Source organism: Indolivaga alginatilytica (genome assembly GCF_003201355.1).
Taxonomy (GTDB): Bacteria; Bacteroidota; Bacteroidia; order Bacteroidales; family Dysgonomonadaceae; genus Dysgonomonas_A; species Dysgonomonas_A alginatilytica.
Window position 1 is genome coordinate 139,055 of record NZ_QICL01000008.1, and the last position, 25,538, is coordinate 164,592.

23 protein-coding genes are annotated in these 25,538 nt (G+C 35.6%); 11 read left to right on the top strand and 12 right to left on the bottom strand.

Annotated features, from left to right (window positions below; translation table 11 throughout):
• Nucleotides 1-12 precede the first annotated feature (12 nt).
• Nucleotides 13-1,287, bottom strand: a complete 1,275-nt coding sequence (locus CLV62_RS08605) for a M64 family metallopeptidase (protein WP_110310373.1) — start codon at nucleotides 1,285-1,287, stop codon at nucleotides 13-15.
• Between the two features lie 321 nt (nucleotides 1,288-1,608).
• Here CLV62_RS08605 and CLV62_RS08610 point away from each other — a divergent pair, with 321 nt between their 5' ends.
• Nucleotides 1,609-5,118 (top strand): bifunctional proline dehydrogenase/L-glutamate gamma-semialdehyde dehydrogenase, encoded by a 3,510-nt coding sequence (locus CLV62_RS08610; protein ID WP_110310374.1) that lies wholly within the window; start codon nucleotides 1,609-1,611, stop codon nucleotides 5,116-5,118.
• A gap of 73 nt (nucleotides 5,119-5,191) precedes the next feature.
• Here CLV62_RS08610 and CLV62_RS08615 read toward each other — a convergent pair whose 3' ends face one another.
• Nucleotides 5,192-6,922: a phosphoenolpyruvate carboxykinase (ATP) gene (locus CLV62_RS08615; protein ID WP_110310375.1), complete on the bottom strand. Its 1,731-nt coding sequence runs from the start codon at nucleotides 6,920-6,922 to the stop codon at nucleotides 5,192-5,194.
• Nucleotides 6,923-7,157: 235 nt separating this feature from the next.
• On the opposite strand from CLV62_RS08615, the gene CLV62_RS08620 reads away from it, so the two are divergent.
• Nucleotides 7,158-8,213 (top strand): class I fructose-bisphosphate aldolase, encoded by a 1,056-nt coding sequence (locus CLV62_RS08620; RefSeq protein ID WP_110310376.1) that lies wholly within the window; start codon nucleotides 7,158-7,160, stop codon nucleotides 8,211-8,213.
• Nucleotides 8,214-8,327: 114 nt separating this feature from the next.
• On the opposite strand, the gene CLV62_RS08625 is transcribed toward CLV62_RS08620, so the two are convergent.
• The 4 genes from CLV62_RS08625 to porT form a co-directional block, all read right to left on the bottom strand.
• Complete coding sequence (locus tag CLV62_RS08625; RefSeq protein WP_110310377.1) at nucleotides 8,328-9,017, bottom strand: murein L,D-transpeptidase catalytic domain family protein; 690 nt, start codon at nucleotides 9,015-9,017, stop codon at nucleotides 8,328-8,330.
• A gap of 122 nt (nucleotides 9,018-9,139) precedes the next feature.
• A complete protein-coding gene (locus CLV62_RS08630; protein WP_110310378.1) occupies nucleotides 9,140-10,147 on the bottom strand; it encodes a L,D-transpeptidase in 1,008 nt (335 codons plus the stop codon).
• A 328-nt stretch (nucleotides 10,148-10,475) separates the two neighbouring features.
• Nucleotides 10,476-10,808: an immunity protein Imm33 domain-containing protein gene (locus tag CLV62_RS08635; RefSeq protein WP_110310379.1), complete on the bottom strand. Its 333-nt coding sequence runs from the start codon at nucleotides 10,806-10,808 to the stop codon at nucleotides 10,476-10,478.
• 40 nt (nucleotides 10,809-10,848) lie between these two features.
• A complete protein-coding gene (gene porT, locus CLV62_RS08640; RefSeq protein ID WP_245904050.1) occupies nucleotides 10,849-11,565 on the bottom strand; it encodes a type IX secretion/gliding motility protein PorT/SprT in 717 nt (238 codons plus the stop codon).
• A gap of 291 nt (nucleotides 11,566-11,856) precedes the next feature.
• Between porT and CLV62_RS08645 the strand changes: the two genes are divergently transcribed.
• Both CLV62_RS08645 and CLV62_RS08650 read left to right on the top strand, forming a co-directional pair.
• Nucleotides 11,857-12,024, top strand: coding sequence for a DUF362 domain-containing protein (locus tag CLV62_RS08645; RefSeq protein ID WP_050710574.1), 168 nt, complete (start codon nucleotides 11,857-11,859; stop codon nucleotides 12,022-12,024).
• A gap of 223 nt (nucleotides 12,025-12,247) precedes the next feature.
• Nucleotides 12,248-12,874 carry a nitroreductase family protein gene (locus CLV62_RS08650; protein ID WP_110310380.1) on the top strand — a complete coding sequence of 209 codons (627 nt, stop codon included), beginning with the start codon at nucleotides 12,248-12,250 and terminating at the stop codon, nucleotides 12,872-12,874.
• A gap of 87 nt (nucleotides 12,875-12,961) precedes the next feature.
• Here the strand turns inward: CLV62_RS08650 and CLV62_RS08655 are convergent, their stop codons facing one another.
• Nucleotides 12,962-13,846 carry an alkaline phosphatase gene (locus CLV62_RS08655; protein WP_110310381.1) on the bottom strand — a complete coding sequence of 295 codons (885 nt, stop codon included), beginning with the start codon at nucleotides 13,844-13,846 and terminating at the stop codon, nucleotides 12,962-12,964.
• A 203-nt stretch (nucleotides 13,847-14,049) separates the two neighbouring features.
• A complete protein-coding gene (locus CLV62_RS08660; RefSeq protein ID WP_110310382.1) occupies nucleotides 14,050-14,376 on the bottom strand; it encodes a Bor family protein in 327 nt (108 codons plus the stop codon).
• Nucleotides 14,377-14,642: 266 nt separating this feature from the next.
• On the opposite strand from CLV62_RS08660, the gene CLV62_RS08665 reads away from it, so the two are divergent.
• A complete protein-coding gene (locus CLV62_RS08665; protein ID WP_245904051.1) occupies nucleotides 14,643-15,761 on the top strand; it encodes a glycosyltransferase in 1,119 nt (372 codons plus the stop codon).
• A gap of 7 nt (nucleotides 15,762-15,768) precedes the next feature.
• Here the strand turns inward: CLV62_RS08665 and nth are convergent, their stop codons facing one another.
• The 4 genes from nth to CLV62_RS08685 all read right to left on the bottom strand — a co-directional run bounded on the left by nth (nucleotide 15,769) and on the right by CLV62_RS08685 (nucleotide 20,910).
• On the bottom strand, nucleotides 15,769-16,431 hold the full coding sequence (gene nth / locus CLV62_RS08670) for an endonuclease III (protein WP_110310397.1): 663 nt from the start codon (nucleotides 16,429-16,431) through the stop codon (nucleotides 15,769-15,771).
• Between the two features lie 192 nt (nucleotides 16,432-16,623).
• Nucleotides 16,624-18,741, bottom strand: a complete 2,118-nt coding sequence (locus CLV62_RS08675) for a peptidylprolyl isomerase (RefSeq protein ID WP_110310384.1) — start codon at nucleotides 18,739-18,741, stop codon at nucleotides 16,624-16,626.
• 230 nt (nucleotides 18,742-18,971) lie between these two features.
• The gene (gene lptC, locus CLV62_RS08680; protein ID WP_110310385.1) at nucleotides 18,972-19,601 is read right to left on the bottom strand and encodes an LPS export ABC transporter periplasmic protein LptC; all 630 of its coding nucleotides are present in this window, start codon (nucleotides 19,599-19,601) and stop codon (nucleotides 18,972-18,974) included.
• A 19-nt stretch (nucleotides 19,602-19,620) separates the two neighbouring features.
• A complete protein-coding gene (locus tag CLV62_RS08685; protein WP_110310386.1) occupies nucleotides 19,621-20,910 on the bottom strand; it encodes an OmpP1/FadL family transporter in 1,290 nt (429 codons plus the stop codon).
• Nucleotides 20,911-21,186: 276 nt separating this feature from the next.
• Between CLV62_RS08685 and CLV62_RS08690 the strand changes: the two genes are divergently transcribed.
• The 6 genes from CLV62_RS08690 to CLV62_RS08710 form a co-directional block, all read left to right on the top strand.
• On the top strand, nucleotides 21,187-21,891 hold the full coding sequence (locus tag CLV62_RS08690; protein ID WP_110310387.1) for an exosortase/archaeosortase family protein: 705 nt from the start codon (nucleotides 21,187-21,189) through the stop codon (nucleotides 21,889-21,891).
• Nucleotides 21,892-22,205: 314 nt separating this feature from the next.
• Complete coding sequence (locus CLV62_RS08695; protein WP_245904052.1) at nucleotides 22,206-22,985, top strand: substrate-binding domain-containing protein; 780 nt, start codon at nucleotides 22,206-22,208, stop codon at nucleotides 22,983-22,985.
• Nucleotides 22,986-23,001: 16 nt separating this feature from the next.
• Nucleotides 23,002-23,268 (top strand): type 1 periplasmic-binding domain-containing protein, encoded by a 267-nt coding sequence (locus CLV62_RS22025; protein ID WP_245904053.1) that lies wholly within the window; start codon nucleotides 23,002-23,004, stop codon nucleotides 23,266-23,268.
• Between the two features lie 4 nt (nucleotides 23,269-23,272).
• On the top strand, nucleotides 23,273-24,088 hold the full coding sequence (locus tag CLV62_RS08700) for an SDR family oxidoreductase (RefSeq protein ID WP_110310388.1): 816 nt from the start codon (nucleotides 23,273-23,275) through the stop codon (nucleotides 24,086-24,088).
• A 59-nt stretch (nucleotides 24,089-24,147) separates the two neighbouring features.
• The gene (uxuA, locus tag CLV62_RS08705) at nucleotides 24,148-25,323 is read left to right on the top strand and encodes a mannonate dehydratase (protein WP_110310389.1); all 1,176 of its coding nucleotides are present in this window, start codon (nucleotides 24,148-24,150) and stop codon (nucleotides 25,321-25,323) included.
• Nucleotides 25,324-25,356: 33 nt separating this feature from the next.
• A partial coding sequence (locus tag CLV62_RS08710) for a PfkB family carbohydrate kinase (protein WP_245904054.1) occupies nucleotides 25,357-25,538 on the top strand: 182 nt, incomplete at its 3' end.

Sequence of the window (25,538 nt, forward strand, 5' to 3'; positions counted from 1 at the left end):
GAAAACGGGTGATTACCTGATATAAAATAGTATCAATTGTTCCAATGCCCGTTGGCAAACAGGACAAAACTCTTTATAGGTATTTGTCTTCATACGGCAATCGACTGTAGGTCGGTATATGCCCTTTGCCGAATAGCCTGCACCTTCAAATACTCCGATTTTATATTTTGTACTATCACTCAAATTTGTCGGAACAGGAGTTTGGGGAGTCAGCATATCTTTCCATTTCGAATCAAAGTTTACCAAGGTCGTAATATTTTGCTCCCAAGGTTCTATATTATGCTCATACGTATTATCGAGTACATCACTTTCGTAGAAGTACTCGTCAGCCAGACCAGCAAAACTGTGCCCGAATTCGTGTACTACTACAGGTTTAAAATCTTTGTGCCCGGTAGTAGTTAATGTATACGAATTAAAAATGCCTCCACCTCCATATACATCGGTGTTGGCAAGTATTATAATATGTTCGTAGGGTATGCCTGCTAACGCATCATGAAGGTCTTTTATACGACTGGTGGTAAGGTATCGTTGTGAGTAAAATGTATCGAAATGGGAATTGAAAGCTGTATTTTTCCAAATTCCATTGCGGGGAACACTTAATCCGCTTTCTTTAGATGCACTTTCTACTATATAGAAATTGAAGTTGTCTTTATATTTATCAAAAGGAGTATACGAGAGTATTTGTTGTACGGTTTCTTCTGCATATTTTTTGAAACTGCCCATTTCCTCCGCTTTGTATCCTTCGGCTACTATTGCTACATTGATAGACTTCACATTATCTTTCCCTTTATGAATAATAGAGTAGGGTGTTACATTTTTGTATCCTTTTTTATGAATCAGTATATCGGAGGGCGTTACAATGTGGCTGATTTTGGTTATGTATTCTCCACTTTTGTTTCGCAATGAAATTTCAACTTTAACTTTTTCTTTTGGGAAGGGGAGCAGAAACACATTTTCGAAACTTTTGGTTATAGTTTTAGCTTCGTCTGTGGTGACCCATTCCTGAAACAATGTTGAAAATGTATTTTTATATATGCACTCTCCCGATTGAAGGTTGTACATTGTTATTTGTCCGTTTCCATCCAACAAGCTGCTGGATAAATTATGATTACGTCCTGCCCATTGAGGGAGTTCATTTAATTGATCTACTGCGATAGTCTGAGTTTCTGAGTTTCCCGAAAATATGTAATCAACTCGTAAAGTTTTATCTGCAAAATAGGTGTCAAATTCCTGACTTTGGCAAAGGAGTGATAAAAAGAAGCATGTAATAAAAAGTAAGTTACGCATAGTGACCAGATTTGAGTCTATAAATAAGAGAATCTAAAGATACATATTTGCCTTGATATATACATTCTGATTGCATTGAGTAATTGGATTCTATATTTTCAATTATTGTATCCGGTAGATTCTGTATTTGAAATTTATTTAGCCTTTCGATGTCCTAATAAATTATTTTGAGAAAATAGATTATTTCGTAACTTGCAAAAGAAATTATTGCTAAAATTACACATTCATTTACTTGCTCTGACGTTGATCGAATTAGATATTTATTTACCTGAAAAGATGTAGAGCTGCAAATAATAATACTATCTTAATTTTTTTGAATAAATGGAAAACATAAGGACTTCTGATGTATTGGATTGGGCAAAACAATTCCTTGCTAAGGCTGAAAGTGAATTAACTCCGGAAGAAATAAAAGAACAGCAAAAGTTTGCTTCACTGGTACAAACTCCCGCCAATAAGATTTTATTATCGAAGATGTTGGACGAATCATCTCAGATCCGTAACAACAAAAAACTGGCAAAACGTATGAAACTGCTTATCGAGGAATATGGTGTTCCCGATTTTTTTGGGCCGGTCGATCAGATGATGCTAAAACTATTTACAAGTGTCGGTTATTTGTTTAATGGAATTTCCATTCCTATTTTCAAAGAACGACTTCGTCAGGAGACTAACAAAATTATTATAGGGGAAGAACGTCCCGAACTTACCAAACACTTAGGACATAGGTGGGAAAGTCACATTGGTCAGAATGTCAATCTATTGGGTGAAGTTGTTTTAGGTGATGGTGAAGCCAAACATCGCTATGAGCATTATCTGGAAGCTTTGAAAGAACCCGATGTAAATTATATCTCAATAAAACTGTCGGGAATTTATGCTCAGATCAAGCCATTAAGTTACGAGCAGAATAAGAGAGAACTTTGCGAACGTGTTGCAGCTATATATCAACAGGCTATAGATTACCCTTATACTACTCAGGAAGGAGTTCAAAGAGCTAAGTTTGTGAATCTGGATATGGAGGAATATAAAGATGCGGAACTTACACTCGATGTGTTTGAAACTGTACTTAATATGCCTCAGTTTAAGAATTACATGGCAGGGATAGTCGTGCAGGCTTACTTGCCTGATGCTGCATTGTTTCAGCAACGATTATTGAAAATAGCTAAACAGCGTGTTGCCGAAGGAGGAGCACCCCTTAAAATGAGATTGGTGAAGGGGGCTAATCTTCAAATGGAAAGCATTATATCTTCAATGAAGGGATGGGCTAATCCTGTTCTGCCGACCAAGGTTGATGTAGATGCAAATTACCTGCATATTCTGGATGTAGCTTTACTGCCGGAGAATGCTAAGGTATTACATGTTGGTGTGGCATCACATAATTTCTTCACTATCGGGTATGCATATCTGTTGAGCGAAAAGAATGATGTAAAAGATTATATTACATTCGAAATGCTCGAAGGGATGGCAAACCATTTGCCCCGTGTTATGAGAAGTTTGGGAAAGCAAATTATATTGTATACGCCGGTGGTAAAGAAGGAGCATTTCCTGAATGCTGTCTCTTATTTGGTTAGACGTTTGGATGAAAATACAGGCAAGGATAATTTCTTAAGTTATTCGTTTAACTTGAAATTGGATAGTCCTCATTGGGATTTTCTGGCAAATCAGTTTCTTGAAGCATATGATAGAAAAGATACAATGAAAGGACAAGCTTTCAGAAAACAAAACAGAACAGAAAGTCTTCTTCCCGTAAAAGATATCAATGTATTCCATAATGAACCTGATACCGATTTAGACTTGCCTGTTAATCGAAAATGGGCATTGGATAAATTAAAGAAATGGGGCACTGAGGTAAATGAAAATAATTACAAAATACCCGTTCAGATAGGAGATAAGGAAGTAACTACCGAAAGTAAAAAGAAATATTACGATAGGAGTCGTAATGATGAAGTTTGTTTCTGCGAGGCTAGTTTATCATCATTAGATCAGGTAAAAGAAATTATTGCAATTGCTGAATCCGACACATCGGGTTGGAGAAAAACGAAACTTGAAAAACGAAACGAAATTTTGCATGCAGTAGCCGATAATTTATCAGCGAAACGAGGCGATCTGATAGGATGCATGTCGGCAATTACGGGCAAGACATTTATGGAAGGCGATGTAGAAGTTTCGGAAGCGATTGATTTTTGTCGATTCTATCCGATAACAATGAAGTCTTTCGAAAACTTGGATACTTTGTCATATACTCCGAAGGGTATAATATTGGTAATTCCGCCTTGGAATTTCCCGTTAGCTATTCCCGTTGGAGGTGTTGCTGCAGCATTGGCAGGAGGTAATACGGTAATCTTAAAGCCCGCAACAGTAGCTTTACCTGTTGCTTGGGAGTTTGCGCAATGTTTCTGGGATGCAGGTGTACCCAAAGATGCGTTGCAGGTAGTGTGCACCGATGGAAGGGAGCCTCTAAATTACCTGACTGCCCATTCGTCTATAAAACATGTTATTCTTACGGGAGGCACCGATACTGCATTCCGTTTATTAGAAAATAGTCCACGTACACCGCTTTCTGCTGAAACAGGGGGTAAGAATGCAATTATACTTACGGGTAATGGAGATCAGGATCATGCTATTTTAAATGTAGTTTCATCGGCATTCAGTAATGCAGGGCAAAAATGCTCGGCATGTTCTCTATTGTTGGTAGATAAAGATATTTATAATGATGAGAGTTTTAAATCTAAGCTAAAAGATGCTGTAAAGAGTCTTCACACAGGAAGTGTTTGGAATCCGGATAATATAGTAGGTCCAATGATTGCTAATGACAATGATAAGTTGTTGCACGCAATTGATAATCTTGAGCCGGGCGAATCGTGGTTAGTAGCTCCCGAATTTGTGGACGAGAAGAGATACATTCTAAAACCTACTGTAAAGTGGGGGGTAAAACCAACCAGTTATACTTTTAAAACAGAGTTGTTTGCTCCACTATTAGCTGTGGTTTGTATAGATGATCTGAAACAGGGAATCGATTATGTAAACTCATCAGAATATGGGCTTACTTCTGGTCTTCAAAGTTTGGATGAAAACGAGCAGGAACTTTGGAAAAACACGCTCGAAGCAGGCAATTTATATATAAACAGAGGTATTACAGGTGCTATAGTTAATCGTCAACCTTTTGGAGGAATGAAACGCTCTGCTTTCGGGGGAGGTATTAAAGCAGGAGGAGTAAACTATGTATCTTGTTTTGTAGAGTTCCTTGAAAACGAATCTGTGACTGCTGAGACCTCAGGTTCACCGTTGAGTGAACTTGTTGCAGATGAGAAGTCAAAAGCTCGATTAGATTTCGCTGCCATTAATTATAGAAAAGTGTGGCGAGAAGAATTTTTTGAAGAACGCGATGTAAACCATATTTATGGCGAGTCTAATATATTTCGTTATTTACCTTTACGAAAAGTAGTGCTTCGTATTCAATCAAATGATGATTTGTCTGATGTACTGTTAAGTTTATTAGCTGCTTTTACTGCAAAGACTCACTTGTTTGTAAGTATTGATGCTGATAACAATAAATTGAAGACAATAGAAAAAGCTGTGTCAATAATTAAAGGTATAGATATTATTATCCAAAACGAAGAACAGTTTATTGCAGATATGGATAAGTATGAGCGTGTAAGGACTTGTTCTGCTGATTTATCCGATTCTGTTTTTGCTAAGGCGGCTAAGTTCGGAAAGCATATTGCTACTCAGAAACCTTTGGTTGAGGGGCGTTTGGAATTGCTTCATTATATGAAAGAACAAAGTATTGCTTTTGAATACCATCGTTACGGTAGTATATTTGATGAGCACAAATAAGAAAGTAAAATGTATATATAACAAAAAAAGGACTCAATGTTGAGTCCTTTTTTATATCCAATAATATAGTTATTTAGCTATTTATCAATGAGAATAATTCTTCAGCAGCTTCACGGGGACCGTCTTTGCTACGTCCGTCAATAGCTAGTGATGTATGTATCTCTCCGATTTGTACACCGTTATCTTTCATGTCTTTGAAGTATTGACGTACTAGCACTTCAGTTTCAGCACGTTCTTGTACCGGACCAAATGGATTTGCGAAGTATGACTTTACAAGACCCTTTTCAGTGGTTGTTCCTTTTGCTTTACGTGCACCATCTTCGAAGATACCGATTGCTTTAGCTAAATCATCGTGGAATACGATTTTTTGCGCAACATCTTCGTAGTTATTTGCATATAGCATAATATCTACCTTGTATCCTTTAGATATTATCTCGTATGTTGAAATAGGAATAGTTACACGGGCATTTATTTTGTCAGGATTGGTATAAATACCTCTGTCCAACTGTTCGTAAGCGTAAGCAGGATCAAGGTCATCGATACGGACAAATGCTCCGATCTCTGTACCGTATCCTTTTATCGAACCGTCGGCTTCTTTATTCAAGAATCCCATATCATCGAATATTACACGCATATGGCGGATATAATTTTCGTTGAGGCTACGGAAGGCTTCCAGACTTTCAGACTTACCTGCACCGCTATCACCCATAATGATGATATTAGATTCGTTTCCGTTTTTCAATACAATGTTTACCATTGCACCGTGTATCGGTAATCTGTTGAATTCTATTTGTTTTACATTGTGAAGTGTTAATAACATCTTCTTCATGTATCCGAAATAATCGATATCGTCACAATAGTTTGCATATCCGATCAGGATATCGTTCTTTTTATCTTTGTAATAGAATGTTCTTTTTTCTTCGTGTCCGTCAGGATATCCGAATACATAGATAATATCTGGTTTCTTGCCAATATATTCGCTTTCTTTTGCAAGTTCGAACAGGTTTGAAAGACCGATACCATGTGCCATAAAATCTTTATGGAAATATACGAATGTAAGCATGATACCTACTTTCGCAGGGAATACAAACCAATCGTCTTCATTAAGAACTATGTTCTCAAGAGGGTTTTGGCTGTGTTCCTGAAAAATACCGTCACGTGTATTGCGCTTAGTATAAGTAATGAAAGGAGGGCGTATAACAACTGTACTGATAAAAGGTACAGCTGTAAGCCCTTTATATTCGATAGGGCAATTCCAGTTAACATCATTAAGAGTTAATGAAGCAGTAGCACCTACTGTTGTTTGGCGGTATACTCTTTGTTCGAATCCGTTTACTGTTTCAGTAATTCTACGGGCAGTTGTAAGTACAAGGTCATTGAATAAATCATTCGCTTGAATAAATCTTACGTTTTGAAGACCATCACCTAAACTCGAATTGCGTACGATTGAGTATCTTTCAAGATTTTTCCAGAATTGAATCAATAGATCGATAAGTTCAATAAACAAATCTTTATCGGCGAAGAAAGCGCTGTACTTATTGTCTACTTCTATTACTTCTTCTATTTTGAAAACAGTCAATAATTTAAAAGATTCGATTAGAGATTCGATCAGATCTTCATCAATTTTGAAACTTTTGATATAGTGATCGTATATGATAGGATCATCCTTTTTTATTTTTTGGATAAATGCTTCTACTACGCGTTTAAAACCATAGCTACTAAGTAACTTTTGTTTAGTGTCGCAATATTTTAGAGTGAAATTTATCATCGCTTTATCACGCGATAGGGTGAATTCATGTAGCATATCTTCTCTTACTCTTTGATTATTAATATTTGTAATTTGATATCTTTTTGTTTAGCGTAGCAAGCAAAGTTAAAAAATAATTCAGACTAATTGTGATAAACAGAGTATTTATCTTTTCGTGATTCTGTTAAAAAAGCTTTCTTTTATTATTTTTTATGAGTGATTGATGTAAACTATTAAGTCTCATAGGCTGTTTATATAATACTAATTTCTTCATACTAAAAAGAATAAAATTATGAGCTCAAAAATTGAACAAATTTTAGGTGATTCTGCATCTTATCTCTTGAACCACACTAGTAAAACAATCGACAAATCGCTTATTCATGTCCCGACTCCGTCTCTTATCGATAATCTTTGGATAGATTCTGATCGGAATATTCAAACGCTGAATAGCTTTCAGTCGCTATTAGGTCATGGTCGATTGGCTAACACAGGTTATCTGTCGATTTTACCGATAGATCAAGGTATTGAACATACAGCAGGAGCTTCATTTGCTCCTAATCCGATGTACTTCGATTCGGAGAATATTGTGAAGTTGGCAATCGAAGGAGGTTGTAATGCTGTTGCTTCTACATTTGGAGTATTAGGATCGGTTGCCCGTAAATACGCACATAAGATTCCTTTTGTTGTAAAAATAAATCATAATGAGTTATTGTCATATCCTACAACATACGATCAGGTTTTGTTTGGAACCGTTAAGGAGGCTTGGAACATGGGGGCTGTGGCTGTAGGTGCTACCATATATTTTGGTTCCGAAGAGAGCCGAAGACAATTAGTAGATATTGCCAAAGCTTTCGAATATGCTCACGAATTGGGTATGGTAACTATTCTTTGGTGTTATTTACGTAATCCGGCTTTTACTAAAGACGGGGTTGATTATTCTGCTGCTGCCGATATGACCGGTCAAGCGAATCATTTAGGCGTAACTATAAAAGCGGATATTATAAAGCAAAAGCTTCCGACTAATAACGGAGGGTTTACAGCTATCAAGTTTAGTAAGACCGATCCTAAGATGTACTCGGAGTTAACAACAGATCATCCGATCGATTTGTGCCGTTATCAGGTTGCCAATGGATACATGGGGCGTATAGGTTTGATTAATTCGGGTGGCGAGTCTCATGGAGCCTCAGATTTGAAAGAAGCCATCTATACTGCTGTGGTAAATAAACGTGCCGGAGGTATGGGTTTGATTTGCGGTCGTAAAGCATTCCAAAAACCAATGAAAGAAGGTATTGAACTCTTAAACAGTATTCAGGATGTTTATTTGGATAAAAGTATAACTATTGCTTAAGGTTGCAGACGTTGGAATTGTAACACTTTTGTTTAGATTTAATTGTACAAAAAAGAAGAGAGGTTATTCATAGTGAATAACCTCTCTTCTTTTTTATGTGGTATTTATATTCTTTTATAAGGATGCTGTATACGACGATAAAATATTGCTTTGAGCCAGATACTTGTGATCATCAGCATAAATATAAAGTAGTGTTCCCCCTTTTATTGTATTGATGATAGGCTTGCTAAGTGCCTGAGGAAGTGCAGGGCATCCCTGACTACGCCCAAGTCGTCCCGAAGCTATTACCGATGGGTTAGAGTAGGGGGCACCGTGAATAACGATAGCACGCTCTTTAGCCCGATCATTAATGCCTCTTTCCAGTCCATTCAATACCAGAGAATAGCCGTTCTTTCCCTCATAGGTGCTTTCTGTCAGGTAGAATCCCAGAGAGCTTTTATAAGAGCCGTTTTCATTGGAAAACGAAGTCGCATAATTTTCTCCACTATTCCGTCCATGTGACACGAGGGAAGAATACAGAAGCCTTTTCTGTTTCATATCCAATACATACAAACGTTCCTCTGTAGAAGGTTTTGTAAAATCGATAAGAGTAATAATATCTCTGTTTTTCTCCTGAACTTTATTGTAACCGATAAATGCCTGCTCAAATGCAGCATAATTAACGATGTTTTCTAAGTGCATATCGATATAGAGCTTTTCACACTCGGAGGTTGCAGAAGTAAGTAATACGGAATCTTTATGATTAGTGACCGAATAGCCCACCGGTAGAAAGAAAAGTAAAACGTACAATATAACTTTTTGCATAAATAAGATAATAACGATGTAAAGATATTTACTGCTTTATTTAATTGCAGGGTTTAATATAGGTCTTTGACCTTAACGCCCACAAAGTTACATCTTTTAAATGAGAATAAAAGTTAAGTTTATCAATCAAAAATAAAAACTAAAGTTTGTTCTGTCGATGCCCAATCATAAATGAACTTGGCGTGAGAGGTAGCATTACGTACGCACATGTGCGAACGAGGGGTAGTTCCCAGTGATGGACTGAACTCAATTATCTTGGTACTTGGGGCATTCACGGGAACGCCGTGTATATAACCTCCATTGGAGAAACGGCTGGCATAAGGAGCAAATCCACCGGTCTCTTGCGATCCGTCTACAAGATAAACCATTTTGGACTTTTTCTCTTGAATGACAAATATTCCTTTTGGTGTTTCCTGCATGTGAGGAGGTTTGTGTAAACCTGTAGTAGCAGGATTCATACTTCTAACAAGCCATTTGGAATCTACTTTTTCCAGCGTAGCTATGTTTTGATTTGTCAGATCTATAAAGATTGCTTTTCTGAATATTATTGTATCATTTATAGCTTTGATATATTTTTGAGGTACAAGCCATTCTCCTTTCATATCAACAGTTGTTATCTTTACTAATCTCGAAGAATCATTATTGATTAGTTTTACTAATGATCCGTCTCTGCCATATATTTCAGCAACAGCAGAGTCTGTAGGTAAGAATAAAGGTACCGATTGATATCTTTCAACTCCCAATGTATCCGAAATCCGTTTGTATGAATCTCTTTTATATACCTTAACGAGTGGTGCTTCCCCATTTTTATTTTTATAGTTCTGTAAAATAGCCCATGAAGCGGGCACTGATTCTATTGAATCGAGTAGAGCCAATCGTTTACGTATTTTATCCCATTGAAATACTCTGACAGTATCTTTATATGGATATGTGTCTTCTAATGTGTGGTCGTCATAAAGAAATGCTTTTTCTATTTCTATTTTTGCAGGATCAAAACTGACAGGTTCAGGTTGCTCTACTAATAGAGAGTCTTCTACCTGATTATTAGGCGTCGGTTCTTGTTGAGCTTTCTGATCGCAAGAGTTTAAAGTCACGAGACTGATGATTAATAGTAATGTGGCTTTTTTCATTATAACTGTCAATATATTTTGTTTTTGTAAATCGCTATCTTACTTTAGCTGTTTAATAATACAAACAAAGCAGGGAATATTATTGTTCCCTTAAAACTGCAATATAGTTAAAAATGTGACTGTTTAATGCTAATAAGGCTAATAGCTTATTATTGTTTTAGGCGTAGGGGCTAACCTATGTGTTCGCCCATTGAGGGCAGACACATAGGTCTGCCCCTACAACAGAAGTATATCATTAAATATTTTCATTTACTGATATGAGAAATGGAAAAACGAAGAAAGGAGCCGATCGTATGATAAGCTCCTTTCTTTCCTATTTTAGTTGAAGTTATTCTTCTGAGATTCCCTCAAAAACTTCTTTATCAGGATTCCATTCAAAATCAAGACCTCGGCGTGAAGCCAGAATATCTTTCACCTTAGGCTTCCATTCTACTACTACGGATAAATCCTGAGTTACGGTATTAAGAGGATTATCTAAATAATCTTCGTCTTCATCACCGTATAGGAAACGCCATCCGCTATCTATTTTTATTTCTGAATTCTCACGGTAGCAATATCCGATATAATCATTATCAAGTGCTCTTTGAGTGACAAATGCATACTTCTGCATGTCAGTATAATCTTTTATCGAGGGATCATCCCAATTCTCATCGTTCTGCATAGGTCGGGGTTTTATATTTAAATGTTATTATTATTTGATCTTATTCAAAATTGAATGTTAGTGTTATCATTCTCGATTTAGCTGAATTAAGCGCTTTTGTATAGATTAAAAGGTTTTCATCTCTAAGATCCGAGCGGTCTTTTTCCAGTATATCTTTTAATCCGAACGAGAATCTCAGTTCGGGGCTTAGTTTGAATAAAGGAAAATATAAGTTACATCCTAATCCTATTTCTATACCATAGTCTACGTTATTTAGTTTTATAACAGGCTCTTTTTGCCCTCCAATCTGAGTGTTGATAAAGCCTCCTGCCAATACATAAGGGCGGATATTATTTAAACGCTCTGAACTGAATCGCATGTGTATGGGAAGTGAGAGATAATTATTCTTTATAGTAGCCTCAAAATTTTCATGCATATCATTCTGTTCTCTGAATACAAAGCGTTTTTCTCCAAAATTAAGAGTCGGAATTATTCTCAGATTCATATACTGATTGATGTATCTATCAGCAATAATACCCACACTAAGCCCGGGAGAGTAGGAGGGGATTTCGGAGAACCATACACTATTATCGGGATTTACGAATCCCGAATGAGACAAAATCAAATCTTGCGTACTTAATCCAAGAGTAAAACCTAAGTGAAATAGCTTTTGATCAGCGTATGGCTGATTTTTCACCTTTTGTTTTTGAGCGAAAATATTGTTTCCACAAGTGATTAACAGACAGATAAGAATTATATATTTATTGTAATTTCTCAAAATAACATACTTTTAGGTGAATGTCATACCAAGATGATGATTGCATCCTGAGCGTTTTGACTTCGGAACGGTAAAATTAAGCAGAAAATATAAATAATCACTTTTTTTACGATCAATTATTTATATGGTTGTTAATAAGTGTTTTAAGATCGACGGCGTATTGCTTATATCAATAAAAGGTATAAAGTATTTGCATTATCTGGCAGATTGGTATTTGAATAGAAAAAAAAAGGCTATATCTTTGTTATGTCATATTAGAAAAGTAAGTATTAACATAAAAGTATTAAAGTCATGGCTTATGTAATTAACGAAGATTGTATTGCATGCGGTACATGTATTGATGAGTGTCCCGTAACTGCAATTTCAGAAGGAGAGATCTATGTAATCGATCCTGATACATGTACAGATTGTGGCACTTGTGCAGATGTATGTCCTACAAGCGCAATCAGTCCGGCATAATTTGCTGAAGAAGAAGTATAAAAGGGCTACATTGTAGTCCTTTTTTATTTATATAAGCATAAGGCATTGTTAGTATTAAGGTCGTAGACCCTTCTATTGCTTTGGCTGGGCATAACAACCAGAGATAGTTATGCTTATAAATCATCGCATTAAATATTTAGAACTCTTATTATTCTAAAGATAACAACAACCAAGGTCTGTGACCTTAATTTAAAAATAAGAAATGAGCTTAATTGAAGATTTGAACTGGCGGTATGCTTGCAAAAGAATGAATGGTGAAACCGTTGAACAAGATAAGATAGATATTATATTGGATGCTATACGCTTGGCTCCTACTTCTATGGGGATGCAAATATTTAAGGTATCTGTAATTACAGATCCAAAAATAAAAAAACAGATTTTAGAAGAGGCTGCTCCAAGGCAAATGATGATAAAGGGCTGCTCGCATCTATTGGTATTTTCTGCTTATACTAAACTTACTCAGGAAGATGTGAACGAATATATTGACCATCTGGGAGAAGTGAGAAATATAACAGGAGCCAGATTGGAAGAATATCGAACTAAATGGAGTTTTTTGCTGGGCATGTCCGAGCAGGAAATATTCGAATGGTCGGCTCGCCAAACTTATATTGTTATGGCATATGCGTCTATTGCTGCGGCCTCATTAAGAGTTGATTCAACTCCGGTTGAGGGTTTCAATGCTTCAATAGTGGATGGGATACTTGGCTTACCCGAGAAGAATTTGAGATCTACACTCTTATTTCCATTAGGATTTAGAGACAGTAACGAAGATCATTTGGCAGATACTCCCAAAGTAAGGAAAGACATTAAAGATCTATTTATCTTCTAACTCAAGAAATGATAGTTTAATTATAGATAAAGAAAAAGCCGAAATATATTATTTCGGCTTTTGTATTTAATATTCATATGTGCTCATTTATTTCAAGAAAACGTCTTGAAGAGGTATGCCTCTCCATGCTTGAGGCTGTTTCATACCTAATATTTTGGCTATAGTTGCAGCGGTGTCGTATACAATGGCAGTATCAGTAATCTTATGATTTTTCTTGATACCTGCTCCACTGATTATAAACGGAACTTGTACCTCTTGTAGAGTTTTTCCTCCGTGTCCTTTATCTATACCACCATGGTCAGCAAGAAGTATTATTACCGTTTCGTCGGCTATACCTGCTTCATTTACTGAATCTATAATTTTACCTACCCGTTGATCTACAATCTCTAACGTTGAATAATATTCGGGAGTGTCATGCCCTATTGAATGGCCAACATGATCAGGTTCATCGAAATGTATAAAGATAAAGTCTGGTTTTTCTCTTATTATAATTGAGGCAGCTGTATCTGCAGACAGATTTTCATTTGATTTGGTAGGAACTACAATATTAATAATATCTTTTTCAACCAGATATTCAATACCTTCCCAGCTATATACTAATGCTGTTTTACTATTGGGTTTTTGTTCTCTTAATATGGTAAATATAGAAGGGAATTTTCCGTATTTACTTGTTGTAACTGATGGAATTTCGGGAGTTTTGCTTCCCCATTCTGTATATCCGTGGAATGTAGGGCCTGCGCCCATTAATATCGAAGCCCAGTTTACAGCGCTGGAAGATGGTAATACAGTTCTCATTTCGAGCGTCATAGAACCATTCTGAGCCAGTTTCTTGATGTTGGGGATGTTTGCTTTCTCAAAAGCGTATCCACCAAAACCATCACAACCGATTAATACTACGTGTTTTGCTTTGTTTGCTGCATTTATTTGAAATGCGATAAAGAATAGTGCTAAAAATAATAATCTGTTTTTCATCTCTAATAATATTGGTTAATATAAATACTGTTCAAACGGATAAGGTTGGGCTGAAAAGTAAAGTAGGATTAGTGTCACTATATTTTGATATCTGTAGATTCAGATCAATATTAATATAGGCATTTGAGAAAGACAAATCTATGAAAAATTAAATAAATAAAAAGGCAACCATTAGGCTGCCTTCTACATTTTAAAGAAAAATATTAATTTTTCACATCGCCTATCGGCACGTAATAATTTGTAGTCGTTGGAGTGTAAATTCCAAGCGTTATGCAATTAAGCAATCCATCAACAAAAGTCCAGGTTGTTTCTGCGGTGTAGTTTTTCTTATCTCCTACATATTCTTTAGCAACTTGTGTTTGTCCTAAAGGTAGTAACCCCCATAGAAGAAAGTGATTCTTTTGAGAATTTACTTTTACAGTAGGTTCTGTTATTGAGATATTACCATTAGCTACTCTGGAAGTGTAGCAAGAAGTCATAAGCACACATACTAGTGCCATTAAGCAGAATTTGATTTTACTTGTCTTCATAAAGAAAATTTTAAATTAGTGCAATTTTAGTTAATAAGGCGCAAATGTATATAATAATATTTATTGTTCTGTTATTATGCTTTGTAAAAAACAGGATCGGTTACATTTTGTTTTCTTTGAACTTTAAACTCCAATAAGTAGGATGCTTAAGCTCTGTTTTGAATGAATCTATTCTATCTATTATATTTTTATTAACTTTGATATAGAGAATCAATTATATTTCAATGCGAAACAAAAGAATACTTATATTCAATGATTGCTTTTATATGGGGGGAACCGAAATCCTTCTGGTGAATTTATTGAATCATTTGGTAGAAAAAGAATGTGATATCACTTTACTATTACCCAATCCTTCCGATAAAAATACATTATTGAATAGAGTTTCTTCTAAAGTACCGGTCAAGTATATTTTTCCGAGAGAACTTACAGGTTTAAAGAAGCTTCTTTATAAGAATATACTTATATTTTTTCCGCGACTTTATGTCAAATTAGTAGGTTTTAAAGAGAGTGATTACGATGAGGTTGTTTGTTTCAAAGACAGCTTCTATTCGATATTATTTAGCAAATTAAAACTGCCTAAATATCTTTGGATACAAAATCATCCGTTTGAAAGAGATTATAGCAGTCATAATTTGAAAGAATGGGTATCATATACTTTAAACAGATTTCAGATCAACCGAATGAATCGTTCTTTTGATAAATACGATGAGGTAATATGTGTGTCTGATTCATCCAAGAAAAGCTATATAAATTTGTATCATGGAGGAAAGGCCAAAAGAGAGATAAGGGTCTTATATAATGCCTTAGATTTATCGAGTATTTTAGATAGAGCACAAGAGCCTGTTGATTTACCTGTGTTTACAGGTGTTAGTTTCATAGTTGTTATTCGTTTATCTTACGAAAAAACGGTAGACCGCATTATCTTAGCTTCGGATCGACTGAAAAATGAAGGTTATGATTTTAATTTTCTGATTGTAGGAGACGGAGACGAGTTTGACCGATTGCAGAATATGATTTCTGAATATAAAATAAATGATCGCATTCAAATGTTGGGACGAGTGGCGAACCCTTTCCCGTATATGAAAAGATGCGATTGGTTTCTTTGTCCTTCATCCCGTGAAAGTTTTGCATTGACGCTTCTTGAATCTACAGCCTTAGGCACTCCTGTTATCACCACAGATTGTGGAGGCCCCGAAGATGTGATTGAGAGAGGAAAGTATGGTATACTCACCGAAAATAGCTCAGAGGGTGTTTATACAGGTATGAAGAAAGTCATGGATGATCCTTCTTTGCTTCCTTACTTTGTTTCAAAAACCGATGAGTGTATGAAACGTTTCGATTATCATAAATGGCTCAACGAAGTCGACAGTATATTAGGAGTCTGAGACCTTTTTATGCTTTTGTTATTGATTTTACCCCGTTCTTTTTCAGATAAAACTTACACCATTGATTGATTCCACAATCGTCACACTTGGGACTTCTTGCCGTGCATACATATCTGCCATGTAGTATAAGCCAATGGTGAGCTATAGATAAAAGTTTATTTGGTATATGCTTCACCAACTCTCTTTCGGTTTCTAACGGCGTTTTCGAGTTGCTGGTTAAGCCAATTCTATTGGAGACTCTGAATACGTGTGTATCTACAGCCATAGCCGGTTTTTGGAAAGCTACGGATAACATAACATTCGCTGTTTTTCGTCCTACACCCGGTATAGACTCTAATTCGGATAATGTATTAGGTACTTTTCCTTCAAATTCGGTAGTCAGCTTTTTAGCCATACCTAACAAATTCTTCGCTTTGTTGTTAGGATATGATACACTCTTTATATATTCATAGATTTCTTCCTGAGAGCTTTCAGCCATCACTTCAGGGGTAGGGAAGGCTTCGAATAAAGGAGGGGTTACAATGTTTATTCTTTTATCAGTGCATTGTGCCGAGAGTATAACAGCTACTAATAGTTGGTAGTGGTTATCGTAATGTAATTCGGTTTCGGCAACAGGCATGTTTTTCTGAAACCAAGCTATAATATTTTCGTATCGTTCCTTTTTAGTTATCATTTCTTTAAATTTGTATTGTCAGTGCCACGAATTAAAGTCTCAGACCTTTTTATTTCTTTGGTAAGCAGAACAGCATTTTTATGATCATATTACAAAAATAGTAAATATTCGCAAGACATTAATAAAAAAGAAGCGAGGCTGTCAATATTTGGCAGCCTCGCTTTATCTTAAAATAGAGTTATTCCTTAATTAGAAGAATTTTACTCTGTTATCTACTACATTCATTTTATTTTTCAGTGCAGGTATTGCTTGAGACATTACTCTGTACATGTTTTGGCTGTTTGTAGTTTGTTTGAAAGAATCCAAGTTGAAATCTTTACTTTGGTCTACTTTGTTCACTACAGTTATAGCAAGAACTCCGTTGTCGCCTTTTACAGGAGCTTCAAGTTTATTTACAGCCCCTAATTCCGAATATACATTTAGAGCAGATTCTCTACCGATACCCAGAATATTTGGAGTATTGAAAGTTACAAACTTAACTGTATCCACTTTAGTTCCTATAGCTTCTGCATATCCATCAAGAGTAGAAATGTTTTTAGCTTTAAGATCAGCAATCATTTTTTCAGCTTTCTTGTCTTTAACCAATTCAGCTTTTAGGCCTTCTTTCACCTCTGATACCGGAAGGAATCCTTGAGGTATTCTGGAATCAATAAGAGCTATGATTTTATAATCTGCAAGATCAAATTTCTTAACAGAACCAACATTTTCGTTGAATGCCCAAGTTATAACCTGACGTGATCCGCTGATTTGGTTGATATTAGGGTATGATCCCGAGATAAGAGAATTTGCAACAACATCGTATCCTTTTTCTCTGGCTGCTTTTACAAAGTCTTTAGAATTTCCGCTTTGTGTAACAAATTGTGCCAGTTCGTTATCCAAAGTGATTAGGGTTTGATCACTTACCGATACAGGCATTTGAATCAAAGCTAATTTATACTTAGTTACGGGCTGAGTTTTTTGTTCAACTTTTATGATTTGAATTTGTCCCTGTAGGTTCAATTTAGTTATTTCACCGACAGGAGCTTTAAATGCAGCATCTACAAACTCTTTTCCTGCTGATGCTAATTGAGCTTCAGTAACCCATCCGACTTCTCCTCCATTTGATTGAGGGAATATTTCGTTTGCAACTACATCAAAAGCTTTACCTTGTTTAATAACATTGATGACACTGTCTGCTTTGTTATTTGCAACCATTTTATCCGTTCCTTCAGGAATGATTATCATACTCAGTTTTACTGAATCAGGTGCAGCTGCACGGTCGATAAGCTTATATATTCTGAAAGCTTCATTATCGCGTATAGGTCCATAAATATCACCTATCGAAGCAGCTTTTACGAATGTAGCTTCTTCTGCCGATAAAGTCTTTTCTGAGAAAAATACATCTTGATACGGAACTTCGGAGTAGTCTGCAACAACTAATGCAGGGTTAGCAGCTTCTGCTAATTTCTCACGAGCTGTATTTGCTTCTTTTTCAACTTCGGCGAAATCACTTTCACTGGGAACGATTTGTTTTGTGAAATATGATATCTTTCTTAATTCTTCAAATGTTTTGAAATTATTTTTACGGTCGTTGTATAATTTCTCAATTTCTTTATCAGTAACATTAACTGTTGAATCGGGTATAGCCGAATACCTGTTGAGAACATAAGCTATATCTGATGTAGATTTAGCAGCATCGCTGTTTGCTTTGGCTTCTGAATCATTCACCATAATAGTACCTGCAAGCAAGACATTATACTTTTCCTCCAAACGTTGGTATTTAACCATATTCTGAATAGTTTCCCAAACAGATTTAAGATTTTCCAATTGAGCTTGTTGTTCTAAAGGTACAGTTTTGGCATCAGTACCCACCAATGTTACAAATTGGGTAAGTGCTGCTTGACTGAATTGTCCTGTCTGAGGATCAACAAAGATTGGTATCTGACGTAATACAGGAGAAATATTTGCTCCAAATATTAAATCGTGAAGTTCTCCCTCTGATACGTTTAAACCTAAATTTTTTGTTTGTTCATTAAGCATAAGTTCTTTTACCATTTGCTCATAAACAAACTCTCTGATTTGTGAATTAGTGTTTTCATCCAATGAAGTTTGTCCACTAATCATTTTTTGGAAGTTCTCGAAGTCAGTCACTCTTTTATGATAATCTCCGGTTGAAACAACCTCTCCATCTACAGTGAAAGCTTTATCTCTCTGCTTATTGATGAATGATGTTAATTCATTCCATGGAAAAATAAAAGCCATCAATGCAACGGCAATTACACCGATAAGCAATCCAGCTTTATTTCTAATTTTCTGTAATGCAGCCATTTAAACGAACTATTAAATTTTTATTATTATTGTGATTTATTCTTTCAAATATTTTTAGCGAGCGAAGATAGCAATTTTAGCTTGAAAATCAGTTTAAATAGCAAAAAATGTGAGCCTTTGTAAGGCTTAGATTGATATTTGTTATTTATCTGTGTCATTAGATTTAAGTAAAGCTAACTATTTACCAGTCGTCTTCCTTGATTATGGTCTTTATATAGGAGGTTTATAGCTTAAGGCTGATCTTGTGGTTCTATATTTATATTCTGATTATCCTCTACATAAATATATGTATCACGTGGTTTGAATATCCTATATTGAGTCATATTCATATTAGACTCGAAACCGACCCCTTTGAGTATTAGTTTATCGGGTCTGTTTATTTCTATATATTTATCTGAATAAAATCGTTGTTCTTTTTGATCCCAAAAAAGTTCATCTGTGCTAAATGTTTCATCATTTATGTTTTCAATAAAGACATTGCCTTTCAGTCTCCATAGTTTTTTAGAGGTGAAATTCCAGGCTGTATCTGCTTTTAAAGTTACTTCTTTTTGAAAAATAGAGTCAAATTGTTCTACATATATTCCTTCCGGAAAATACCAATGTGGCTCCTTTGCATTTTCAAAAGATTCCCAGTCTTTCGTTATAAGTTTATATTTTATTAAACCAGAATCGGAAATAAGCATAGTGACGCTGTCGTCCTGCATGCTGGGCATAGTTTCTCTATCCAGTGGGGCATTTGTATATTCTTTTTTATCACCGCCGCATGATGCCAAAAAAGAAAGTATCAGGATAGCCAATACGGGCAATATCCTAATACCTTGTTTATTTTTTTTTAGAGAAATCAGTCGTTTACTAAGCATTGGTGAAATAGATACTAAGTTATCTTAGTTTGTTTTTCATAAACCACAATTCATTGATGCATACACCTACCGAAATACCAAAGTATTGCTCTTTGATAAGATTCGTCTTTTCAGGATTCAAACTGCGGTATTCTAAACCGATATTGATATATGAAGTACGTCCCGAATATACAATATCACGAATAGGAAGACCGAAACCTAACGTAGCTCCATATTCCTTATAACCTGAGATTTCTCCCAGATTGTTTTGCACGTTAATGTACGAATTACTATAATTTAGCCCACCTCTGAATCTTACTCTTTTGATGAAACTTCTGTCTCTGGGATCGATTGAATATTCTAGACCTGTATTGAAACGCCATACATTGTTGAATCTGTTAGCTTGGGTCATTCCATCATCCATGTTTTCCGAATAACGTGCTCTTGACCAGTTTTGAAATGTAACATCGGCACCCACAGTTAAGCGCTTGTCGCGATTCCATGTAAAACCAAGCCCGTAAGTGCTTGGCAGGTCTGTGTAGGCATCACTACCGGTAAAGCGTATGGTATCGGAAGTCATAGCATCATTATTAATTCTGTCTATTCTGCCTGTAGTAGTTACTTTTGGAGACAACACCGCCCCTATTATTAATAAGTCTTTTTTATTTAGAGGTATCATATATTGTGCTCCTAAGTCAAACTTTAAAGAGTTCATCGTCAGCTTATGAAACTGATATTCGAAGTTGGAAGAAGGTTCACTTGTAATCGACATGTCACGGGTGTACTTTGTATTTCCGAATAAAAAAGAAACATTACCCCCAACCGATAAGTTCTCGATTGGCTCGTAAGCTAACCCTAGATATACCTGACTGAAATTGCCGGAGCCGGTAAAAGTCTTTAGAGTAGTGACATCGTTTTTTGTTTCTTGTGTACCAAATTGGTATCCCACAGACGAAAAAGGTAGTATACCGACGCTCATACCCATTTTCTTAGCAACGCGAAACTGCATAGAAATATAATCCAAACCTCCGTTATTATCGGTTTGAACATTATCACCTTCTGAAAAACGGGATTTGACATATGAGACCCCCATGTCGAATATAAAAGTCAAAGAATCCACACTCGTATAAGATGCAGGGTTACCCGGATTGGCGTCTAAACCTCGTACCCCGTAAATAATACCTCCCATCGCTCTTGATACGCCTACGGCTTGATTATTAAGCACTCCGTAACCATATCTGCTATATGGAGAGTCGGTATTTTGTCCCTGTACGGGAATAAGGAAAGCGACAAGACCTGCCGTAAGCAATAATTTTTTATATCCCTGCATTATGTAAATATTCAAAAATAAACTTTTGTACTTTCATTTTTAGTTCTGCAAATGTATTATTTTTTAGTTGAGATTTTTACCTCTTTGTTGCCTCTACCCTTATTTTGTTGTAAAATTTGCATATCTTAACTTTAAAGTATTGGCTTGGGCTAGCCTTCCAAATAATGTTATATAAATTTATATATTCAGTCATATGTAAGTAAACCAATTTTTAATGGGTAAATGAATCTCATTGTATTTTAGTATCTTTGTCGTTGAAATGTTATAACATTATATATGATTGAGAGGGTGATAGATGTAATACGAGTCAATATTCGCCGTTTTTTTGATTTTATAGAACCGGTAAAGGATATAGCATACTTTCTGTTTTTATTTCTTTTCTTCGAATTATTATGGAAGTTATTTGTTCATGAGGCTGATAATGGAGAGTCGCTGATCGTATGGGGAAAAGACGTTACAAGTTATATCTATCCCATTTGTCTGTGGACTGCTCAATTTACTTATCATATTATTCATGGTTTATTTGGCTTTGACAGCTATAATATAGATGATTTATTGATATATTTTGATAATTCATTAAAGATGAAGATTATATGGGGGTGTACAGGTGTTAAGCAAATGCTGCTGTTTACCTTTATAATAATTTGCTATAAAGGTCCGGCGAAAAAAAAGCTGACTTTTATTCCTTTATCAATAGTACTTCTCTTTTTTGTGAACATATTGAGACTTGTTGTTTCTGCTTTTATGATAAAAGACGGATTTCCGGACTGGTTTATACCCTTTAATGAAAGTTTTAATCATGTCTCATGGAGTAATACCCCTCAATCTTATTGGATATTTTATGAAGATTGGTACTACTTCTTTCATGATGGCTTTTTTAAATGGATATATTACGATGGGGTTATGTTCCTTTTATGGTTGTATTGGCAGGAAAAATACAATTTGCCTTATCAGCGCAGTAAAACTGCAACTCCCAATTAGATTTTTTCAATTCAGTTAAATAAATACGTAAAAGAAAACATATTATAAAACATGTTTTCTTTTACGTATTTATTGTATGTTATTTACATACAGTGTTTTATTTATTTGCTTATTTTGTGTGTTCGTGCACACCTGTTGTCTTTTCAGAAATCTATTGTATATTTGCTAAGAACCTTTAATTATTGAGGATATGGTTTTGTGTTCGAACACATAAATCGCAGAAATGACTCAATATCGCATCTGAATCATAACTGTCAGTTGTTTTAATGCTTAATTAAAGCAATAAAAGGTTTGAGACCTTATAATCTAATACCATGGAAGACAAATCAAGTATACGTATTGTTGATATTGCAAAACTGGCTGGGGTATCCGTGGGTACCGTAGATCGTGTTTTACATAATCGAGGGCGTGTATCGGAAGAAAAAAGAAGCAAAATAGAGAAAGTACTTAAAGAAATCAACTATGAACCAAACATGGTTGCCCGTTTTTTGGCTTCAAAAAAAGACTACACTTTTGCTGTCTTAATACCCTATTTTATAGCCGGAGAATATTGGGAATTGGTAACTACAGGAATAGATAAAGCAACAACTGAACTTAAGGATTTTAATGTTGCAGTTGAATATTTCTTTTTCGATCAACAAGATGAATATTCTTTTAATAATACTGTTAAATCTCTTGATAAACGAGAGTTTGCAGGAGTAGTAATTGCGACTATATTCGGAGAGAGCGTGATTGGCTTATCACAAAAGCTCGAAGAAAAAGAAATACCGTACATATATATCGATTCGGATATCCCGGCCCAACATAATCTTGCATATATTGGAGCCGACTCTCATATGAGCGGTATTATAGCAGCTAAATTAATGATGAGAGAAATAAGTGAAACCGGAGATATTATAATAGGTAAGATAAGATATAAGGGAACAAGTAATTCGGTTCAGATGGAGACCCGTGAGCAGGGATTTAAAGAATACCTCAATAAGAACGGTTTTAAAGGACAGATTTATTATTTAGAAATAGACACACTGCAATCGGAAGATGTTTTAAACGATCTTAAATCAACGTTGAAAGATACAACAAATCATTGTATTTAATTCCCGAATATATGAATTGGTAGAGCTTTTTGGGAACATCGACTGTGCAAATAAGAATATCAAACTTATAGGGTATGATTCGATCGAAAGAAATGTAGAAGCCCTTAAAAATGATCAAGTATTATTTCTTATTTCTCAGCGTTCCATTCAACAAGGATATGATGCTATTAAATCGTTGAGCAACCATTTATTATTTAATAAGAATATCAATAAAGTAAATTTTATGCCTATTGATATCCTGATGAAGGAAAATATAGAATATTACAAAAATTATAAATTATAATACTATGAAAAACAACTTGTTTTGTATTGAAAACAAAGTGATTGTTATCACAGGCGGATGTGGTGTGTTAGGCTCGGATATGGCTCAGTATTTGGCTGCACAAGGTGCTAAAATTGTGATTCTTGATCGTGTTAAAGACAAAGGAGAAGAACTTGTTAATAAAATTAAAGGTGAAGGTAATGAAGCCCTGTTTCTTTCAACGGATGTTTTGAATAAAGAAGTATTGGAACAAAACCGTGATGAAATAATCAAAGTATATGGTAAGATAGACGTACTTGTTAATGCCGCAGGAGGTAACATGCCCGGTGCAACTATAGGACCTGATAAAACTGTTTTTGATCTGGCAATAGATGATTTTAAAAAAGTAGTCGATCTAAATTTATTCGGAACAGCAATTCCTACAATGGTTTTTGCTAAAGCTATGGTTGACAATGGTGCGGGAAATATTATAAATATTGCTTCCGAATCGGCATTGAGACCTCTGACTCGTGTAGTTGGCTATGGAGCTGCTAAAGCTGCAGTTGCTAATTTTACAAAATATATGGCTGGAGAACTGGCTCTTAAATTTGGAGAGAAATTCAGAGTAAACGCATTAGCTCCGGGATTTTTTATTACTGAACAAAACAGAACATTACTGACTAATCCTGACGGTTCATACACCGATCGAGCTAAAACAATATTGGCGCATACACCATTCAATCGTTTTGGTGAAGCGGATGAGTTGTTAGGATCACTACATTATCTGATTAGTGATGCTTCGAAATTTGTATCAGGCACAATCCTTGTCATTGATGGTGGATTTGATGCATTTTCGATTTAAGGTCTAAGACCCTAAACTGTATTATAATTAAAAATAAACAAACTTTTAAATTTAATATAATGGTATTAAGTGAACAAACATGGCGTTGGTATGGTCCTGATGATCCCGTGTCGTTAGCCGATATCAGACAAGCCGGAGCAACAGGTATTGTTACGGCTCTTCATCATATCAAAAATGGTGAAGTCTGGACTGTAGAAGAAATAGAGAAGCGTAAACAGACAATAGCAGAGTCTGGTCTTATATGGTCGGTAGTGGAAAGTATTCCAGTGCACGAATTTATTAAAACACAAGAAGGTAACTATAAACAGTATATAGAGAATTATAAAGAAAGCATTCGTAATCTGGCTAAATGCGGTGTTATGATCGTAACTTATAATTTTATGCCAGTATTGGATTGGACACGTACTGATTTAGCTTTTACAGTTGCTGATGGCTCTAAAGCTTTACGTTTCGAAAGAGCAGCGTTTCTGGCTTTCGATTTATGTATACTGAAACGTCCCGGAGCTGAAAAACAATATAGTGCCGAAGATATAGCTAAAGCAAAGGCTAAATTTGAAAGTATGTCTCAGGCAGAAAAAGATTTACTGGTACGTAATATGATCGCCGGATTACCCGGTGCAGAGGAAAGTTTTACCCTTGAAGAATTCCAAGCTCAACTGAATAGATATGATGGAATAAATGAAGATAAACTTCGTTCAAATCTGATTGATTTCTTAAAAGAAATAGCTCCTGTAGCTGATGAAGTGGGAGTGAAGCTTGCCATTCATCCCGATGATCCTCCTTATGCAATATTAGGTTTACCTCGTGTATTAAGTACCGAAAGTGATTTTCTTAAATTGGTAGAAGCTGTGCCTAATGCTTCGAATGGACTTTGTTTTTGTACAGGATCATTTGGTGTAAGAGCTGATAATGATCTGGTAAAAATGATTCAAAATTTGGGTGACAGAGTGAACTTTGTACATCTTAGAGCAACTCAGCGTGATGCAGAAGGAAATTTCTACGAAGCAAATCACCTCGAAGGAGATGTAGATATGTATGGTGTAATGAGAGGATTGTTAGAGATACAACAAAAGAGAAATATCTCAATACCTTTCCGCCCCGATCATGGACATCAAATGATTGATGATCTGAATAAGAAAACAAATCCCGGCTATTCTTGTATTGGTCGACTGAGAGGTCTAGCTGAATTAAGAGGTTTAGAAATGGGTATTGCTAAAACCCTATATGTAAATTAATCATTAACTTATACCTATAACACATCATACGATATGAAAAAAGTAGTCACCTTCGGAGAAATCATGTTACGCCTGTCAGCTCCCGGCTATCAACGCTTTATCCAATCCACTAATCTGAACGCCACCTTCGGAGGAGGCGAAGCCAACGTAGCCGTATCCCTATCCAATTATGGTATCCCCACAGACTTTGTAACCCGTCTGCCCAAAAATGACAT